Below are 17,674 nucleotides of genomic sequence, written 5' to 3' on the forward strand. Positions count from 1 at the left end.
TGGTTCGACTTTCAGACTCGGGCGCAATGGCTTCCGGCCGTCTCCGCCCGGACCGGTACGAGAGGGAGATTTATGTCCGCCGCACCCCTGCGCCTCGCCGTGATCAACAGCAGCGTCCGGGAGGGCCGGTTCGGCCCGACCGTCGCACGATGGTTCCACACCCAGACCGAGCAGCGCACGGACGTGGAGGTCGACCTGATCGACCTCGACGAGCACGCGATCCCGCACCAGATGTCGCACTCTCCCAGCGACTCGGTGGCCGCGGAACTGGCCCGGGTGTCGCCGCGCCTGGCCGCCGCCGAGGCATTCGTCGTGGTGACGCCGGAGTACAACCACAGCTACCCGGCCTCGCTCAAGAACCTCATCGACTGGCACTCCACCCAGTGGCAGGCCAAGCCGGTCGGCTTCGTCTCGTACGGCGGCCTGGCCGGCGGCCTGCGCTCGGTGGAGCACCTGCGTCCCGTCTTCGCCGAGCTGCACGCGGTCACCGTGCGCGACTGCGTGAGCTTCCACAACGTGTGGGGGCAGTTCGACGAGACGGGCGCCCTCGTGGAGCCCACCGCGGCGAGCACGGCCGCCAAGGCGCTCCTCGACCAGCTGGTGTGGTGGGGCGTCTCGCTGCGCGAGGCCCGCGAGAAGCGTCCGTACGGCGCCTGAGACCCGGCGGGCCTACGGGGCGTCCCGGCGCGGACGGCTCGTAGGCCGCCGGTCCACCGCCGCCGGGTTCACTGGTCGCCCTGCGCGAGGCGCACCAGCACCTTGTGGAAGTCCTCGCGCTCGGCGGGGGAGAAGGCCGCGAACATGGTCTCGTTGGCCTGTTCGACGGCCCGGTCCATCTCCTCGAACAGCTTCCGGCCCTCTTCGGTGCTCCTGACGAGGTTGCGGCGGCGGTTGGCGGGGTCCGTCTTGCGGGTGACGGCTCCACGGCCCTCCAGATCGCCCAGGAGCGCGACCATGTTTCCGGCGTCCAGGCCGAGGGCCCGCCCCAGGTCGGCCTGGGTGCACTCGCCGAGTTCGGCCAGGCCCGCCATCACGCGGTAGTGCTGCATCCGCAGACCGGTGGTGTCGAGGTATTCGCAGAGCAGCCGCTGGGCCCGCAGGGCGGCACCCGAGAGCAGCCAGACATCCAGTTCGACCAGGCGTCCGTACAGGGTCATGCCGAGAAGTCTACGGGACAGTGTTGCACCGACCAACGTTCAGGCCATACCGTTATGCCGTACAACATTGGTCGGCACAACAAATGTGTCAGGGCCATCGGCCTGCCGTCACAGAAGTGAGAACTCGTCATGGCTGAAGAGCAGATCACCGCGCCCCGCGAGTCCGGCGCCGCCACCCCGGACGCCCGGCGCTGGCAGGCCCTGGTCTACATCGCCCTCGCCCAGCTGATGGTGTCGGTGGACAGCACCATCGTGAATATCGCCCTGCCCTCCGCGCAGCGGGCACTCGACATCTCCGACAGCAACCGGCAATGGGTCATCACCGCCTACATGCTCGCCTTCGGCGGGCTGCTGCTCCTGGGCGGCCGGATCAGCGACACCATCGGCCGTAAGCGCGCCTTCCTCATCGGGGTCATCGGCTTCGGAGCGGCGTCCGCCCTCGGCGGCCTGGCGGTCAACTCCGGGATGCTGCTGAGCGCGCGGGCCCTGCAAGGCGCGTTCGGCGCCCTGCTGGCACCGGCCGGCCTCTCCCTGCTTGCGGTGACGTTCGCCGAGCCCAAGGAGCGGGCGAAGGCATTCGGCGTCTTCAGCGCGATCGCCGGAAGCGGCTCCGCCGTGGGTCTGATCCTCGGCGGTGTGCTGACCGAGTACCTCAACTGGCGCTGGTCCCTCTTCGTCAACATCGCCTTCGCCGTGGTCGTGGTGGCCGGCGCCGTCGCCGTCGTCCGGGACGAGGGCAGCCGCCCGCCCCGCGAGAAGCTCGACATCGCCGGCACCCTGCTGTCCGTCGCCGGAATCGTCGCCCTCGTCTACGGGTTCACGCTCGCCGACAGCGAAGGCTGGACCGCCACCCCCACACTGGCCCTCTTCGTGGCGTGCGTCGTGCTGCTCACCCTGTTCGTGGTGGTCGAGAAGCGGAGCAGCGCGCCCCTCCTGCCGCTGCGGATCGTGACCGAGCGCAACCGGGCCGGCGTCTTCGCCTCCCAGGCACTCGCCGTGATCACGATGTTCGGCCTGCTGCTCTTCCTGACCTACTACTTCCAGGAGATCCGCGGCTACGGCGCCCTGGCGTCGGGCGTGGCGTTCCTGCCCATGGTGGCCGGCATGCTCATCGGGGCGGGCCAGATCGCCAGCCGCATGATGCCGAAGACGGCTCCGCGCTGGATCATGGGCCCCGGCTTCTTCGTCGCCGCCCTCGGCATGCTGATGCTGACCCAGCTGGACGTGGACTCCTCCTACCCGCTGCTGGTCCTGCCCGGTCAGCTGCTGTTCGGCATCGGCCTCGGCATGGCCTTCACCCCGGCGATGAGCCTGGCCACCCACGGCGTCGAGGACCACGAGACCGGTGTCGCCTCGGCGATGATCAACGCCTCGCAGCAGCTGGGCGGCTCCATCGGCACCGCCCTGCTCAACACCATCGCGGCCAGCACCGCCGCCGCCTACCTGGCCTCCCACAGCGGCGGCTCCGGCATCGCGAACCAGGCGGCGGTGCACGGCTACGCCGTCGCCGTGTGGTGGACCGTGGGCATCCTGCTGCTGGCCGGTGTGCTGATCCTGCTCACCAACCGCCTGCCCAAACCGCAGCAGGACGAGAAGGCGGCCGAGGCGGACATCACCCCCGTAGCCGTGTAGGCCGCACGGCTGCACCCCATGAACGGCGACCGCCGGCGTCCCTCCCCCGAGGCGCCGGCGGTCGCTGCCGTTTGCGGCCCGAACGCGCCACCGCTCCCCGACGCAGCACAGGAGACCTCGTGGACCACGAACAACAGGCGGCGAACTCCTCCGTGACCGCAACCGCCCCCGGCACGCCCCCGGTTCGGGCCATCACCCTGGACGGCAACGGCGTCGCCCTCTCCGGGCTGCTCGCCGAACCCGCCTGCGAGCCCCGCGCCCTGCTGGTGGCCCTGCACGGCGGCGGAATGCGGGCCGGGTACTTCGACGGCCGCGCCGACCCGGCCACCTCCCTGCTGACCCTCGCCGCCTCCTGCGGTTACGCGGCACTCGCCCTCGACCGCCCCGGTTACGGCCGGTCCGCCGCGCAACTGCCCGGCGGCGCGGGCCTGTCCGAGCAGGCGGACCTGCTCCGCGCGGCCCTGGACGACTACCGGGCCGGCCGGCCCTGCGGCGCCGGCGTCCTCCTCGTCGGACACTCCCTGGGCGGCGGCGCGGCCCTGCACACGGCGTCCGGGTGGACGGGCGGCGGCCTGCTGGGCGTGGACGTCTCCGGCATCGGCGACCGGTGGGCCCCCGCCGCCAGGCAACTGGCCGCCCGCGGCGGCCGCCTCTCCCACCGCATGCACTGGGGGCCCCTGGCCCTCTACCCGCCCGGCACCTTCCGCTCGGCCGACACCCTGATCACGCCCGTCCCGGAGCGGGAGGCCCGCGAGATACTGGACTGGCCGCAGGCGTACGAGGGACTGGCGCGGGACGTCCGGGTGCCGGTGCGGTTCACCTTCGCCGAGCACGAGCGGTGGTGGCGCAGCGACCCGGAGACCGTGCGGGCCATGCTGGACCGGCTGGGAACCCCGCTCGCGCGGAGCGAGCGGCTCGCCGGCGCGGGCCACAACACCAGCCTCGGCCGGACGGCCCGCACCTACCATCTGCGGGTCCTCGCCTTCCTGGAGGAGTGCCTGACGCTCCCGGGGGCGGGGGAGTCCCGAACCCCCCTGCACATCCGCTCGACAAACCCTTGAGAAACACACCGAATTCGGTGGTCCGGAACTCGACATACACCCTCGGATCAGCCATGCGATTCATGCGCACGGTACGCTCGCGCCGCTCCAGCGCAATTCCTGGAAGCCGACCGCGAACGATGTCCTCCCATGAGTCCCAATGACGGATCAAGAGACCGGGGGTGCGATTCCTCGTGCGACAAGATCAAGTCGACGTCAAACTTCTGCGCTGGCCTGCGGAATCGGCCAGAAGACGCCAATGCATGGAGGAAGGCATCCTGCGCCTGCTCATCGTGGAGGGCGGCGGGCCCGCGCCGATCTGCTCCGACGCGCGCGAGGACTGGGCCCGGGCACCCATCAGCAACGAGGACTTACGGGCGCGGGTGACCGCCCTGCGCGCCAAGTCCTACCCGTTCACCGTGCCGACCGTCGATGCGAGCGGTGCCCTGAAGTACCGCGACCGCGTGGTAGCGGTCTCACCAGTGGAAACGGCGTTACTGGACAGCCTGACCGGCTCCTTCCAGGCACTCGTGTGCCGCGAGGAACTGCTGGACAGGCTGGGCGAACGCCAGGCGTGCATCAGCCGCAACGCACTGGACCTGCACATCATGCGCATCCGCCGGCGCATCCAGCCGCTGGGTCTGGTCCTCCAGACCGCCTGGGGCAGAGGTTACATCCTCGCACCGGCCTCTCAACCCTCCTGACGGAAAAAGTGCGCTGAAGACATTCTCCGGAAAGCGGGATGGAAAGAGAACGGACAGGAACGGCTGACAGGCCCGCCGCCTCCGATGTCCAATGTTTCGGCAACATGAAGAACCCGTTGCTCGCGGCATTCCGCCATCCACTCTGATGGGAATCATTCCATGACCATTCAGCGAACGGCCTCCACCGACCTCCGCGGGGAACCCTGGCTCAGGATCGGCACCCGTGAGTTCCGCTCCCGCCTCATCGTCGGAATCGAGCAGTACGACTCCGTCTCCGTGGTGCGGGACGTCCTCACGGTCACCGACGCGGACATCTTCATCACCACGGTCGACCCGGACAACCGCCGCAGCAGCCTCCTGCTGTCCGACCTGGACGCCGCGCTCGACCTCGACCGGTTCACCTGGATCGGCACCACCTCGTTCGCCCGCTCCAAGGACGGCGCCCTGCGCACCGCCGACGTCCTGCGGGACTCCTGGGGCATCGACATCCTGAAGCTGGACGTGCGCGGCGACAACAACATGCCCGACAACCGCCAGACCATCGAGGCGGCCCACGAACTGCGGGCGAAGGACTGGTCGCTGCTGCCCTTCATCCTGCCCGACCTGTCCACCGCCATGGCCCTCCAGGACGCGGGCTGTTCGGCACTGCGCGTCATGGCGGCGCCGGTGGCCTCGGGGCGCGGCATCATCGACCCCGCGCCCATCCAGGAGATCATCGACGCCCTGAGCATCCCCGTCATCGTCGAAGGCGGCCTCGGCAGCGCCCACCACGTCGCCCAGGCCATGGGCATGGGAGCCGCGGCCACCCTCGTCAACACCGCCCTGGTACAGGCGAAGGACCCGATGAAGATGGCGCTCGCCATGCGCCACGCCACCACGGCGGGCCGGTGCGCCTACGAGTCGGGGCCGATGCCCGAGATGCTCGCGGCTTGAGGGACAGGCCGGCCCACGCCCTGACGCCGGCCCGGTGCACACCCGCGCACGAGAGGATGACGGAGCACTGAACCGCCAAGAAGGTTTCAGCGACACCCGGGAGCACCCGGGTGGCGGCGAGGCCGGCCCGGACCGGCCGCCGCACGGGGCCGGCCCGGACGCCCCGTGGCCAGGCGTACCGGCGTTCGTCGCCGCCACCACGGCCGTGGCCGGCATCGGCCTCGCCGCAGGCGGAACGGCCGGCGCCCTGCTAGCCACCGAACTGGCCGGCACGGCCTCGGTGGCCGGACTGCCCGTGGCCCTGCACCTGGGCGGTTCGGCGGTCGGTGCGCTCCTGGTGTCCCACCAGGCCGGCCGCGGACACCGCGGACGCGGCCTGGCCCTCGGCCTGATCCTGGGGGCCCTCGGCGCACTGGCGGTCGTCCTCGCGGCCCGGCAGGGCAGCCTCGCCTGGATGCTGGCCGGCAGTGCCCTGCTGGGCACGGCCAACTCCTCCATCTTCCTCCTCCGCTACACCGCGGCCCAGGCCGTGCCGGAAGGGAGCCGGGGCCGGGCACTGGGTGCGGTGTTCCTCGCCACCGCGGTCGGCGCGGTCATCAGCCCGCTGCTGCTCGGCCCCAGCGGTCTCGCCGCGCGGGCCGCGGGACTGCCGACGCTGTGCGGCCTGTACCTGGTCGCCATCGTGGCGTTCGGCTGCTCCGCGCTCATGCTGGCGGCGGGCTGCTCCCCGCGCACCCCCCTGCTGGGACGGGCAGCCGGCGTGCTCGCCTCCGGTACGAGACCCACCCGCGGCACCGTCCGGCTGGGCGCCGCACTGCGGGAGCCGGCGGCGGTGGTGGCCCTGAGCGCGCTGGCCGGCGCCAACTTCATCATGGTCGGCATCATGACGATCACCCCGGTGCACCTCAGCCGGCACGGTGCGGGCACCGGTGTGGTCGGTTCCTTCGTGGCGCTGCACGTCGTCGGGATGTTCGCCCCGGCCCCCCTCGTCGGTCGGCTGGCCGACCGGTACGGGCCCGTGCCCGTCGTCCTCGTCGGCGCCGTGATCTCCCTGGCCGCCTGCGCGCTGGGCGGCTTCAGCACGGGCCCCACGACGATGACGACCGCGCACCTCGTCCTGGCGGGCCTCGGCTGGAACTTCGGCGTGGTCGGCGCCAGCACGCTGCTGACCCAAGCGGTCCCAGGACAGCTGCGCCCCTACGTGGAGGGGATCGGCGAAGCCACGATGGGCGCCGCCGCCATGGTGGTCGCCCCGCTCGTGGCCACGTTCCCCGGCGCCTGGGGATACCAGCTCCTGGCGCTCCTCGCCCTGGCACTCACGGCCCTCGCCCTCGCCCGCCTGCGCGTCCCCGCCACCGCCGCCGGCCCGCTCTCCTAGACACCAAGGATGCCGACATGAGAATTCTGACCTGCAGCAACAGCTGCCCCCAGTGGACGGACGGGCAGCTCAACCCGCGCTCCGCCGGCGGGCTCGTCCCCATGCTGATCGCCCTGCTCGACGAACACGGCGGCGACTGGATCTTCACCGCCCCTCCGGACGGCGACCTGCCCGCATCGGTGACACTGGCCGGCGGGGTCACCCTGCACCCCATGGGCCTGGACGAGGACCTGCGCCGCCACCACTACGACACGGTCTCCATCCAACTGCTGCTGGGCCTCCTGCACTACATGCACGACACGTCGGTCGAACCGGTCTTCGACAGCGCGCTCGCCGAAGCCTGGGCGGGGTACGAGACCGTGAACCGCCTGTACGCGGAACGGCTGACCGGCCTGTCCGCCGACACCGCCGACGAACTCGTCCTCATCAACGACCCGCACCTCATGCTGGTCCCGGAGTTCTTCACCGCCGGCAGGACGTCGAGGCAGAGCAAGCTCGCCTACTTCCTCGGCACGCCGTGGTGCGAACCCGACTACTTCACCGTCCTGCCCGAACACGTCCGCACCCGGATCCTGGAATCCCTCCTCACCTGCGACACCGTCGGCTTCCACGCCCGGCGCTGGACGGACGCGTTCGCGGCCTGCTGCGCCAGGTTCCTGCCCGACGCCGTCGTCGAGGGCGACACCGTCGTACACCGGGGACACCGCACCCGACTGGTGTCCTCCCCCTTCCCGCTGGACGTCCAGGTCCTGGACACGATGGTGGACGAACCCGCCACCGCGTCGTGGACGGAGCGGCTGACGCGGATGGCGGACGGCCGGCGCGTGATGGTGCGGGCCGACCGGATCGACCTCTGGAAGAACATGCCCCGCGGGTTCGCCGCCTTCGAAGCCGCCCTGGAACGCTCCCCGGAACTCGCCGAGACCTGCTGGTTCGTCGCCATCGGCACCTCGCCCAGCCGCGCCTCCGCCCGGCACCTCGCGTACCAGCAGATCACCGAGGAGGCGATCCGCCGGGTCAACGACCGCTTCGGCACACCTGACCGGCCGGTGGCGACCCTCCTGCAGCCCGGCAAGGGACGCGACTCGCGCAACTGCGTCGTCGCCGCGCTGCGCATGAGCACCGCCGCGATCGTCAACTCGACCTACGACGGGCTCAACCTGTTCGCCAAGGAAGCCGCCTACCTGCTGGACGACTCCGCCTCGCTGCTGGTGTCCGCCAACGCGGGCGTGCACGAACAGCTGAGCCCGTTCGCCCGCAGCATCGACCCCTTCGACATCGACCAGACCAGCCGCGCCATCGAGGCCGCGCTGCGCGCGGACGCCGACGGCACCGGCCCGGCCGAGAAGCGCCGCGCACTGCTGCGTTCGGAGACCGCCGAGGACTGGCTCGCGACGGTCTTCCCCACCTGATCCGCAGACCCGCGGTGGGGTGCCACGCGCAGCACGTGGAACCCCACCGCGAGGCACTCCGCCGCGACACCGCCCACGCCCCCGAGAGGGTTAAATTTACGGGCTAAAAACAAGGTTAACGTCTGCTACTCTCCGGCCTGGAGGTACAGACGCATGGCATCCGAGGAAGAACTGTTCGCGAACATCGACGCGCTGCTGGAGGAGGAGCCCCAACTCCCGCCCCCCTCGGAACGCGCACGCCTGCGTGAAGCCGCCGGCATCACCCAGGCCCGCCTGGCGAACGCGCTGAAGACCACCACGCAGTCGGTCAAGAACTACGAGAACGGCCGCTCCGAGCCGAAGTCCCCGCGCCTGGAGGCGTATCAGCGCCTGCTGAACGGCTGGGCGGCGAAGTACCCCGCACACAGCGCCCCCGCCGCCGCACCCCGGCACCCGGCGCCCCAGCCGCACACCGCCCCGGCCACCCCCGAGACGAAGACCGCCGCACCGGCCGAGGCACCTCTCGCCGCGGCCCCCGCCCCCGCAGCGCCCGCGCCGCAGCCCACGGCCGCCCGCCCGGCGACGCCCGCCCGCCCCCCGGCCGCGAAGAGGACCGCGAAGCCCCCCGCCGATCCGCGCTTCCCGCACGGCCCGCTCGCCGTACTGGACGGCGACGGCAGCGCTTACGGCGTCGACGGCCTCGTCCTCGACTGCCCCGCGACCACGGTCGTGGAACTGGTCGAGTGGACGCTGCACGAATCCGGCCTCGGAGCGCCGAAGCTGCACCGCCACGGCAAGGACGCCGACCCCCTGATCGCCCTCACCGCCACCGCCGCCGCGAAGTTCGGGCTGCCGGAGCGCCTGGAGGACCGCCGGGGCCTGCGCCTTGAGGAGGACCACCCGGTCGTCAAGCAGATCATCAAGGCGAAGTGGAAGCTCACCCAGCGCGGATTCGGCCCGTGGGCACGGATCTACCGCAAGGCCCAGGGCACCCAGCGCCAGTGCGTCCAGCTCGCGATCCTGCCCTGGGACGCCCTGGACGAACGGTCCTGGCCCGGCGTCAGCGACATGGACCCGGCCGACACCGCCCGCGTCCTCGGCCTCTACGCCCAGCGGGTCACCACCCCGCGCGGCTCCACAGCGGTCTCCGGGCTGGAGCTGATGACCGAGCTCCGCCCGCCCACCCGCCCCGTGCGCGACGAGACGAGCGGCAACTGGATCTCCGGCCACAACCCCGGCTCCCTGGGCACCGAACCGATGGACCCGGCACCGCCCGAGGGCCAGCCCGAACACCCGGCGGTCTTCCACTCCGGCTGGCAGGGCGGCTTCCTGCACGAGGAGGCGTACCAGTGGGTGCGGCCCGTGGACCTGCTCAGCGACGAGGAATGCCACCTGCCGTACGCCATCGGCCTGGACCTGAACACCGCGTTCCTCGCCGCCGCCGCCCGGCTCACCGTGGGCCTGTCCGCCCCGGACCACTTCCACGCGCCGGCGTTCTCCCCGAAGATCCCCGGCTCCTGGCTCGTCGACCTGTCCCACGTGGAGATCGACCCCCGCCTGCCCTCCCCGTTCACCCCCTCCGGCGAACGCCCCACCGGCCCGGCCTGGTACCAGACGCACACCGTGGCCTACGCCCAGGAACTCGGCTACAACGTCGCGCCGCTGGAGGCGTACCTGCGCCGCGAGACGGGCGCCTACCTCGACCCGTGGCACGACCGGCTCAAGGCCGCCTACGTCGACACCCTCGCCGACCTCGGCGTCACCAAGGACCTCACCGACGTGGAGTTCCTGGCGGCGATGGAGCGGCACAAGGACATCGACCCGGTACTGACGGCGGTGCTGGCCGCGATCAAGGGCACGGTCAAGGGCGGCATCGGCAAACTGTTCCAGAACCCGCAGGGCAGGAACTACAAGCCGGGCGACCCCTGGCCGGCCATGCAGCGCCCCACCTGGCGCCCCGACATCCGCGCCGCCGTCATCTCCAAGGCCCGGGTCAACATGCACCGCAAGCTCTACAAGATGGCGGACATGACCGGCCTGTACCCGCTCGCCGTACTGTCCGACTGCGTCGTCTACCCCTCGCCGGGCCCGAGCCCCCTGGACTTCCTGCCCTACGCGGCGTCCGGCAAGCCGCAGCCGGGCGGCTTCCGCCTCGGCCCCACCCCGGGCCTGGCGAAGCTGGAGGGCGTCCGAACGATGCTGTGGGCGGTCGACGTGATGGAACAGGGCGACAACCCGGCAAGCCTCATCAAGGGCGGCAACGCCGTCCTGGACGACGGCGAATAGGCGTACCCGACGGACCCCACCGCTGAAGAAGCTGACGAGGAAAGCTGACCCCCGTGCGAGAGATCGAGAACGCCATCGAGCGGGCCGACCAGGAGGCGTTCACCCGGGAGCCGCCCAAGACCCTCCAGGGCCGCATCAACTTCCTGCTGCGCCGGCTGGGCAGCGCCAGGGCCGTCGCGGCGGAGCTCGGCATCACCGCCGACTCCGTCAACCGCTACCGGCGCGGCGCCAGGAAGCATCCCCCCAAGGACATCGCCGACCGCATCGACCGCGCCGTCCGCACCCGCTGGCAGCCCCAGGTACGCAAACGCCGACGGCGGCAAGCTGCCACCACCGGCGGCATCACCGTGGAGACCCGGGCCTCCTTCGGATACAAGGCGGCAAGAGGATCGACCGACGAACCCCGCTTCCGCCGCCTGACCGTCCACCTCCCCCCGGCCTACGCCCGCCGCCTGTTCGACGCCCGCGACGAGGGAGCCGCCGACCAGCAACTGCGAGAGATCGTCGCCGAAGGGCTCAAGGAGGTCTACTTCCAGGACGGCGGCCAACGCGCACGAGACCTCTACGAAGTCGAGCTGACCGACATCGACTACCTGGACCTCGGCTACTGACGGTAACACTCCTGAGCCCCGGCTCAGCCGGCCCCTGAGCCGTTGAGCCGAAGCACGGTAGTTGTCACATAGGCAGTCTTGTTGTCACCTGCGAGATGCGGCGCCGGAAGGTCTCAACTCTTGACGGCCTCTGCGATCTGCTGGGCGGCCTGGGCGGGGGTGAGGTGCGTGGTGTCGACGATCTCGGCCTCGGCGTGCAGCCACGTGCGGGCCGCCTCGGCGTAGGGCTCGAGGTATTGGAGCCGGAACGGGGAGTTGGGGCCGAGAACGGTGTCGCCCGTGATGCGCGCGCGGAGGGTGTCATGGTCGGCATGGAGGACGAAGTGTCGGACCGGAATGTCGTGCTGGGCAAGGCCCGAGCTGATCTCGCGCCAGTACTGCTCGACCAGGACGGTCATGGGCATCACCAGGGTTCCGCTGGTGTAGTCGAGGATGCGTCGGGCGGTTTCGACCACGAGGGGCCGCCATGGCGGCCAGTGCTGGAAGTTGTCCGTCGCGGGCAGTCCTGGCTTGATGTCCATGAGTGTCTCGCCGACTTTCTCGGCGTCGAACACCCGTGAGTCCGGGATCAGCTGCTGGACGAACGCACTGGTCGTTGTCTTGCCTGCGCCGTGGGTGCCGTTGAGCCATACGATCATGGACTTGACGCTAGCGCCGTGTGGGCCACGTGGACAGGCAGAGTAGAAGATCCGGTGCGGTCGATCACCTTGGCGAGTTGCTTGGCGTGGTCTTCGAGTAGCGGCTTGAGGGCGCCGTAGTAGGGCTGGTGGTCGGCTTTGTGGAGCCAGTGGAAGACGTTGTGTCGCTCCCGGGTCCAGGCAGCGCGTAGCGCTGGGTCGGGTGCGATGTGCGGCGGGCAGGGTGCGAAGTCGGGCTCGCCTTCGGTGACGCGGGTCCAGATGTAGGAGCTGACGGCCAGGCGTCTGCGGTCGTCGCTGATGGGTTTTCGATGGTGTGTGAGGACCGGGATTTCTCCTGGATCGGCCTCTGCGGGCTCAGGGAAGCGTCAATGTCAGTGGGCTCTGCCAGGGTGTGCGTCGTGGATGAACTGGTGGAGCGTGTCGACGATCAAGATCGTGTGCTGGGGATGGTGGTCAGCCGCCAGCAGGCCATCCAGGAGGGTTGGCTGCACCGAGTCGCCGTGACGGTGTGTCGTGACGAGCAGGGACGGATCCTCGTCCACCGACGGTCGGAGCAGGTATCGCGCTTCCCCGGGCTCTATGAGGTCGGGGTCGGTGGCGCCGCAAATGTTGGCGAATCCTATGAACAGGCCGCCGCGAGGGAGCTGACCGAAGAGCTGGGCCTTCGTGCGCTGCCGCGCCTGCTCTTCACGTTCATCAACCGCAGCGGCTTGAGCCCTCACTGGCTCGGCGTGCACGAAGCCGTGGTGCCGGACGCCGTGGTCCTCGATCCCGATGAGGTCGCCTGGCATGGCTGGCTGACCGAGCCGGGGCTGCGGTCGGCCCTGCTGGAGTGGCGCTTCACCCCCGACAGCAACGAAGCCTTCAGCCGGTATCTGGCGTTCCGGACCGCGCGGTCCTGACCTCGCCCATCACGCTCAGGCTCAGCGTCTGTCGATCTCCTTGGCCAGGTGCTCGGCGTGGTCTTCGAGTAGTGGCTTGAGGGCGCCGTAGTAGGGCTGGTGGTCAGTGGTGCGGAGCCAGTGGAAGACGTTGTGTCGCTCCCGGGTCCAGACGGCGCGTAGTGCGGGGTCGGGGGCGATGTGCGGCGGGCAGGGTGCGAAGTCGGGCTCGCCTTCGGTGACGCGGGTCCAGATGTAGGCGCTGACGGCCAGGCGCCGGCGGTCGTCGCTGAGGGGCTTTCGGTGGCTGGTGAGGCCCGGGAGCCGGGTGAGCATGTGCTGCCAGTTTTCAGGTTCTAGCGTCCAGGTGGCGAGGACCTCGCGTCGGTGTTGGTAGTCGATGACCGGGCCTTCGAGGAGCTCGGCGGTGATGGCGTCGAGGGCCTGTTCGAAATCGCGGGCCGTGCCGCTGGCGCGAAGGCGGCGGTTCAGCAGCTGCGTGTAGCCGAGCCTCTTGTTCTCGGGGTTGATCCCGAGAAACTGGGCGGCTTTGTCCAGGCCGCCGCCGCGTGCGCGCCGGACGAGGAAGACCGCGGCCGCGCGTCGGCGCATCTGGGGCGTGGTGTCCGAGAGGAAGCCGAGGTGGCGTTCGGCAAGGTCGTGGGGCAAGCACGCAGGGATGTGTTCGGGTCGCAGGCCGACGCCGGTGGAGGGGAGGCGGAGTCCGCCTTTGCCGGTGCGTCTGAAGGTGGGAACGATCGTGTCGGCGGCCTGCTGGAAGCGCTCGGAGCATGCGCTGCGCTGTTTCTTGAAGACGTTGTCCCAGATCAGGTGCCGTGTGGGCGCAATTCCGCTGCGGTTCCGGTTCTCCTCGGGTGCGAGCGGGGAGAGTGCTTCGCGCAGGTCGTCGGCGGTCAGGATGCGATCGGTGACTTGGAGGAGGGCGGCGCAGGCGAGCGCATCGACGGTGCCGCAGTGGAGCGGTAGGGGCGGGAGCCGACCCCATCGTGGATGGCGAGGTGCCGGTCGACTGCGGCGGCGAGGGGGCGGGTGGTGCCGACCGGCTGGATGCGCGGCCAGCAGATCGTGACGAGTCCGGCGAGGAGGATGAGCTCGGTGAAGTACTGCTGTGCTTGCCGTTTGGGCCGGCCGGGGCCGAGCAGGCCGAGGATCTTGCGCTGGAGCTCGAGCAGGGCGGGTCCGGGCTGGTGGTGCCGTGGGTCGTGTGCGAGCGGCGCCCCGCAGGGGTCGCCTGGCCGGGTGGTCGGGACGTCCTGGGTCAGTGAGGACCTGCAGTGGGCCGGGCGGACCCCGGTGGCGGCGGGGCGGGGGACCAGCTGTGTTCTGCTGCTGAAGTTGATCGGCTTGTGGCAGTGGGGGCAGAGGTGTTCCAGGAACACCTTGTGCAGCGGGCAGGCGAAGACGACGGGCAGACGCCAGAGGATCTGCCAGGGCCCGCCGTGGGCGTTCTGGATGTCGGAGCCGTCGCCAGCAAGGCAGTGAGGGCAGTAGCGGGCGGTGGTGGGGAACAGCCATCGGTCCGTGTGCATGGAGTAGACCCTCCCGGCCCGGACGTCGGCGATGCTGCGGGCCGCCGGCGGGTAGCGGGAGGCGAAGGGCTCCAGCGTCATCGCGCGCACTTCGCGGGGGTCCAGCCGGGTGGTGAGGGCGAAGCGGCTGACCTCGGCCGGGCTCAGCAGGGTCGAAAGCGAGGCTCGGGCGCCCGAGCCGGTCCTGTTCGGTCAGGCCGGTCTGCCGGGCGAGCTCGTTCGGTGAGATGTGCAGGCGGTGGGCCAGACGCAGGACGAAGCCGGCCAGGGACTCGCCCTCCAGCGGATCGAGGCCGAGTCCGAAGGGCCGCGGCCCGGCGCCCGCGGTCGCGTCAGTCACCCGCGGCCGGCCTGTTCCCGCGGTCGTCGAGGACCGTGTTGCGTCCGCGTCGGCGGCGGGGCTTCGTGGGCGAGGCGGTGTTCTGCGGGATGTCGGGGACCTCGCCGGCCCCGGGGTCGAGGTCGTCCAGGTTGCCGAGGTGGATCGTGGTCTTCGCGAGCAGTTCCGGGGTGAGGCGTTCTTCGCCGGTGAGGATCGCCTCGGTGCAGCCGTCCTCGATCAGCCGCCGCAGCAGGCCGACGACGCCGCGGGTGCGGCCGAAGAGGTACTCGGGCATCTCGCCGGTGGTCAGCATGCCCTCGAAGGACCGCAGGAGCCGCAGCTGGTCCTCGATGCCGGCCAGGTGGTCGAGGAAGGCGGTGATGCCGGCCGGGGTGGAGTAGTCGAACGGGTCGAGATCGACCATGTCGAACCGGCGGCCCGTCTGCGTGGCGGCCGCGGTGCTGTGCCGCCCGCCCCGCACGTTGTCGGGGAAGACCCACTGTCCGGTGCGCTGGTCGACGTAGGCGCCGCGCAGGAGGCCGGAGCCGGGGATGTCCACGCCGATCAGGATCAGGGTGACGTTGAGGTCCATCAGCTCCCGGATCAGGTCGAGGGTGTCCTGGTCGTCCTCGCGGTGGAGCCGGAGCCGGGTGATGTCGTCGATCAGCAGGGCGGTGGTGTGATGGTCCCGGATCGCGTCCCGCACCGCTCTGACCAGGTCGTCCAGCGTTCCGGGGTGCGGGTTGCCGTAGACGTTCAAGATCGCCTTGCAGAGTCCCTTGGGGGTCGCGCGGACCGGCAGGCGACAGTAGGCGACGGGCACGAACACGTCCCGGGTGCCGGGGGTGGGGCCGGGCAGCAGCTGGTGGTGGACCTCGCGCCAGACGTCCTCGAAGGACGCGGCCGCGTCGCAGGCGGTCTCGGTCTTGCCTTGGAACCCGCCGCCGTTGATCATCAGGCCGTCGCGGTTGCCGGGCATGAACTTCACCGCGTTGTTCTGCAGCCGCCCGCGCATCAGGTTCGCGACCCGCGCGCTCATCGGCGTCTCCTGCAGCCGCATGTTGACGTGCGTCGCAGTGCGATGCAGGTCGTGCAGAGCCCGCCGTCGCGGGCTCAGGCTCTGGTAGTCCGCCGGCATCAGACGCGGCGCGGGCACGAACGTGTCGCGGATCTTCCGCCACTGCTGCCAGCCCTCCCAGCGGGTGCGGTCCGGCGGCGGGCCGGCCCGCAGGAACGGGACGACCGCGTGCTCATCCGGCGTCGTCTGGTCCACCACGGTCCTCCTCCAGGTCGTCCTCGGGCAGGACGAACACACTGCGGGCCCGGAAGCTGTGGCCCAACTCGGGCGGCGGGACGGGAGCGGGCCGGACGGCCTCCCGACGCCGGCGCCGTTCCCCGGCAACCGCTTCCTGCGTCTGGCGGGCCCGGCCCGGCCAGCTCAGCACCGTCGCCGTCTCCTCCCCTGCAGCCGGGGCAGGAACGGCATCAGCCGGGGCGGGCGGGCTCGGCGGTCGGTCGGCCTGCGCGGCCCTGGCCTGGTGCATCTCGTGGGCGTGCTCGGTGCGCTGGGACTTCTTCATCTGGGTCGGCCACTTGCTGACCGGGATGTTCGAGCCGATCAGCTCCAGCAACACGGGCAGCAGTTCGGCGTCCGACTTCGGCTTCAGCCCGGCCGCCGCAGCCTTCGCGAGCAAGGCGCTGGCCCGCGCGTCCCCGAAAGCCGGCATCTGGCCGGCCCGGGGCATGCCCGTCCAGGGCAGCGGGTGCCAGGCATGGCTGATCGGGTCCTGGAAGAACACCTGGCGCCGGTCGCGCGGGTCGTGGCGGATGAGCCACTTGCCCTTGTGCTTGCCACCCCGCGTCGACAGCTCGCCGCGGTAGTCCCGCAGGACATCGGCGTCGTCGTACCAAAGTCCGCGGATCTTCACCCCGCGGCGCTTGTCGATGCGGACGTAGTGGACAAGGTCGCAGGCAAGGCGCGCGGCGGCGGAGCCGAGTTCGTCGTGGCCGCGGACATGGCGTTCGCGGCGATCGGCAAGGCCGGGCTCGGTCAGGTCGAAGCCCTCATGGGCATCGTCCCCGGCGGCGGCGCCACGCAGTACCTCACCGAGCGCGTCGGCCGTAACCGTGCCTTGGAGATCGTGCTCGGCGCCGACCTGATGGACGCCGAGACAGCCGAGCGGTACGGCTGGGTCAACCGAGCCGTCCCCGCCGACCAACTCGACGAGTTCGTCGACCGCCTCGCCGGTAACATCGCCGCGTTGCCCGACGGCGTCGTCGCGGCAGTTAAGCACGCCATCGTAGTCCGCGATCATTCCGATGGCCTGGCGCGGGAAAACAACGCCTGGGCCGGGCTCGTATTCCGCCCCGCCACAGCGCAGCTCATGGGCGCCGGGCTGGCCGGCGGCGCCCAGACCCGGAACGGCGAACAGGACCTCGAGGGTCTGTTCCGCAGTCTCGCCGAGCAGCTGAACGAGCGCCTGTGACAAGTCGAATGCCTTGTTGGTGACAACCAGACTGCTTCGACTGTTCCGCTTCGCCGGCTCACGCGGCTCCGCTGGTGCCAACTCCTGGGCTTCGGCCCCGCCCCTCCCCCGCACGGATGCCCCTGCTCGGCGCCGTAGCCGTCTCCTACCACCGCCGCCACGCGCCGCGCCCCCGCGATATTACGCCGTAATAATGCGCGGCCCGGCGTCCCGGGCCGCTGGTCCTGCGGTGTCGGTCAGAGGATCTCGATGGAGTTGACCTTCGGGGGGAGGTTCGGGAACGTGATGTCGGTCCAGCGGGGGATCTTCACCGAGTCGCCGTTGGCGTCGTAGTAGATCAGGTCGTTGTTGCCCGTGGAGATCCTGTCGACCCACCAGCCGCCGAAGTTGGTCCGCCCGGCGTTCGCGTAGCAGTCGACGCTCTGCCGGCCGCCGTTGTGCGACCAGATCTTGAGGAAGTTCTCGCCGCCGCGGCACTCGACGTGGTCGATGGCGAAAGCGGAACCGCTGGGTACGGCGATGGTGAACGAGGCCGCCGCAGCGAACGCCATGGCCAGTGAACCGAGGAGCCTCTTGCCCTTCAGAATCACGGATTCTCCTTCGTACAAGTCGGTGATGCCGCGCCGCGAACGGGTCGGGGCGCTGCTCCGGGTCCGGAGCCG

General features: G+C 70.7%; 18 protein-coding genes. 11 read left to right on the forward strand and 7 right to left on the reverse strand.

The window, feature by feature from the left end; genetic code table 11:
* The first annotated feature begins 72 nt into the window (after positions 1-72).
* Positions 73-657, forward strand: a complete 585-nt coding sequence (locus E6R18_RS20620; RefSeq protein WP_136318382.1) for an NAD(P)H-dependent oxidoreductase — start codon at positions 73-75, stop codon at positions 655-657.
* A 68-nt stretch (positions 658-725) separates the two neighbouring features.
* Here the strand turns inward: E6R18_RS20620 and E6R18_RS20625 are convergent, their stop codons facing one another.
* On the reverse strand, positions 726-1,157 hold the full coding sequence (locus E6R18_RS20625) for a MarR family transcriptional regulator (RefSeq protein WP_018554484.1): 432 nt from the start codon (positions 1,155-1,157) through the stop codon (positions 726-728).
* Positions 1,158-1,286: 129 nt separating this feature from the next.
* On the opposite strand from E6R18_RS20625, the gene E6R18_RS20630 reads away from it, so the two are divergent.
* From E6R18_RS20630 to E6R18_RS20665, 8 genes are all read left to right on the forward strand, one after another.
* Positions 1,287-2,789, forward strand: a complete 1,503-nt coding sequence (locus E6R18_RS20630; RefSeq protein WP_136318383.1) for an MFS transporter — start codon at positions 1,287-1,289, stop codon at positions 2,787-2,789.
* A 119-nt stretch (positions 2,790-2,908) separates the two neighbouring features.
* The gene (locus E6R18_RS20635; RefSeq protein ID WP_168712400.1) at positions 2,909-3,850 is read left to right on the forward strand and encodes an alpha/beta fold hydrolase; all 942 of its coding nucleotides are present in this window, start codon (positions 2,909-2,911) and stop codon (positions 3,848-3,850) included.
* 242 nt (positions 3,851-4,092) lie between these two features.
* A complete protein-coding gene (locus tag E6R18_RS20640; RefSeq protein WP_136318384.1) occupies positions 4,093-4,533 on the forward strand; it encodes a winged helix-turn-helix domain-containing protein in 441 nt (146 codons plus the stop codon).
* A 159-nt stretch (positions 4,534-4,692) separates the two neighbouring features.
* Complete coding sequence (locus E6R18_RS20645) at positions 4,693-5,466, forward strand: thiamine biosynthesis protein ThiG (protein ID WP_136318385.1); 774 nt, start codon at positions 4,693-4,695, stop codon at positions 5,464-5,466.
* A gap of 34 nt (positions 5,467-5,500) precedes the next feature.
* Entirely contained in the window at positions 5,501-6,844 is a 1,344-nt protein-coding gene (locus E6R18_RS20650; RefSeq protein WP_136318386.1) for an MFS transporter, read from the forward strand.
* A gap of 17 nt (positions 6,845-6,861) precedes the next feature.
* The gene (locus E6R18_RS20655) at positions 6,862-8,256 is read left to right on the forward strand and encodes a trehalose-6-phosphate synthase (protein ID WP_136318387.1); all 1,395 of its coding nucleotides are present in this window, start codon (positions 6,862-6,864) and stop codon (positions 8,254-8,256) included.
* 153 nt (positions 8,257-8,409) lie between these two features.
* Positions 8,410-10,521: a helix-turn-helix transcriptional regulator gene (locus E6R18_RS20660; protein WP_136318388.1), complete on the forward strand. Its 2,112-nt coding sequence runs from the start codon at positions 8,410-8,412 to the stop codon at positions 10,519-10,521.
* 53 nt (positions 10,522-10,574) lie between these two features.
* Positions 10,575-11,132 carry an XRE family transcriptional regulator gene (locus tag E6R18_RS20665; RefSeq protein WP_136318389.1) on the forward strand — a complete coding sequence of 186 codons (558 nt, stop codon included), beginning with the start codon at positions 10,575-10,577 and terminating at the stop codon, positions 11,130-11,132.
* A 113-nt stretch (positions 11,133-11,245) separates the two neighbouring features.
* Here the strand turns inward: E6R18_RS20665 and E6R18_RS20670 are convergent, their stop codons facing one another.
* Positions 11,246-11,770: an ATP-binding protein gene (locus E6R18_RS20670; RefSeq protein ID WP_136318390.1), complete on the reverse strand. Its 525-nt coding sequence runs from the start codon at positions 11,768-11,770 to the stop codon at positions 11,246-11,248.
* 371 nt (positions 11,771-12,141) lie between these two features.
* Between E6R18_RS20670 and E6R18_RS20675 the strand changes: the two genes are divergently transcribed.
* A complete protein-coding gene (locus tag E6R18_RS20675; RefSeq protein WP_136318391.1) occupies positions 12,142-12,675 on the forward strand; it encodes an NUDIX domain-containing protein in 534 nt (177 codons plus the stop codon).
* A gap of 21 nt (positions 12,676-12,696) precedes the next feature.
* Here E6R18_RS20675 and E6R18_RS20680 read toward each other — a convergent pair whose 3' ends face one another.
* The 4 genes from E6R18_RS20680 to E6R18_RS20695 all read right to left on the reverse strand — a co-directional run bounded on the left by E6R18_RS20680 (position 12,697) and on the right by E6R18_RS20695 (position 16,454).
* Positions 12,697-13,323: a hypothetical protein gene (locus tag E6R18_RS20680; protein ID WP_136318392.1), complete on the reverse strand. Its 627-nt coding sequence runs from the start codon at positions 13,321-13,323 to the stop codon at positions 12,697-12,699.
* 245 nt (positions 13,324-13,568) lie between these two features.
* Positions 13,569-14,354 carry a TniQ family protein gene (locus E6R18_RS20685; protein ID WP_136318393.1) on the reverse strand — a complete coding sequence of 262 codons (786 nt, stop codon included), beginning with the start codon at positions 14,352-14,354 and terminating at the stop codon, positions 13,569-13,571.
* 182 nt (positions 14,355-14,536) lie between these two features.
* Positions 14,537-15,799 (reverse strand): AAA family ATPase, encoded by a 1,263-nt coding sequence (locus tag E6R18_RS20690; protein ID WP_136318394.1) that lies wholly within the window; start codon positions 15,797-15,799, stop codon positions 14,537-14,539.
* Positions 15,777-16,454, reverse strand: a complete 678-nt coding sequence (locus E6R18_RS20695) for a hypothetical protein (protein ID WP_240799796.1) — start codon at positions 16,452-16,454, stop codon at positions 15,777-15,779. Before E6R18_RS20695 ends, E6R18_RS20690 begins: the two co-directional genes overlap by 23 nt.
* Before the next feature lie 27 nt (positions 16,455-16,481).
* Here E6R18_RS20695 and E6R18_RS20700 point away from each other — a divergent pair, with 27 nt between their 5' ends.
* On the forward strand, positions 16,482-17,012 hold the full coding sequence (locus tag E6R18_RS20700) for an enoyl-CoA hydratase/isomerase family protein (RefSeq protein ID WP_240799797.1): 531 nt from the start codon (positions 16,482-16,484) through the stop codon (positions 17,010-17,012).
* Positions 17,013-17,248: 236 nt separating this feature from the next.
* On the opposite strand, the gene E6R18_RS20705 is transcribed toward E6R18_RS20700, so the two are convergent.
* A complete protein-coding gene (locus E6R18_RS20705; protein ID WP_136318395.1) occupies positions 17,249-17,602 on the reverse strand; it encodes a beta/gamma crystallin domain-containing protein in 354 nt (117 codons plus the stop codon).
* Positions 17,603-17,674 lie beyond the last annotated feature (72 nt).

Origin of the sequence: Streptomyces sp. A1277 (assembly GCF_004795015.1) — a bacterium.
Taxonomy (GTDB): Bacteria; Actinomycetota; Actinomycetes; order Streptomycetales; family Streptomycetaceae; genus Streptomyces.

Coding starts and splice junctions, on each gene's coding strand:
- E6R18_RS20620 (WP_136318382.1), top strand. CDS start 73: ATGTCCGCCGCACCCCTGCGCCTCGCCGTGATCAACAGCAGCGTCCGG.
- E6R18_RS20625 (WP_018554484.1), bottom strand. CDS start 1,157: ATGACCCTGTACGGACGCCTGGTCGAACTGGATGTCTGGCTGCTCTCG.
- E6R18_RS20630 (WP_136318383.1), top strand. CDS start 1,287: ATGGCTGAAGAGCAGATCACCGCGCCCCGCGAGTCCGGCGCCGCCACC.
- E6R18_RS20640 (WP_136318384.1), top strand. CDS start 4,093: ATGGAGGAAGGCATCCTGCGCCTGCTCATCGTGGAGGGCGGCGGGCCC.
- E6R18_RS20645 (WP_136318385.1), top strand. CDS start 4,693: ATGACCATTCAGCGAACGGCCTCCACCGACCTCCGCGGGGAACCCTGG.
- E6R18_RS20655 (WP_136318387.1), top strand. CDS start 6,862: ATGAGAATTCTGACCTGCAGCAACAGCTGCCCCCAGTGGACGGACGGG.
- E6R18_RS20660 (WP_136318388.1), top strand. CDS start 8,410: ATGGCATCCGAGGAAGAACTGTTCGCGAACATCGACGCGCTGCTGGAG.
- E6R18_RS20670 (WP_136318390.1), bottom strand. CDS start 11,770: ATGATCGTATGGCTCAACGGCACCCACGGCGCAGGCAAGACAACGACC.
- E6R18_RS20675 (WP_136318391.1), top strand. CDS start 12,142: ATGTCAGTGGGCTCTGCCAGGGTGTGCGTCGTGGATGAACTGGTGGAG.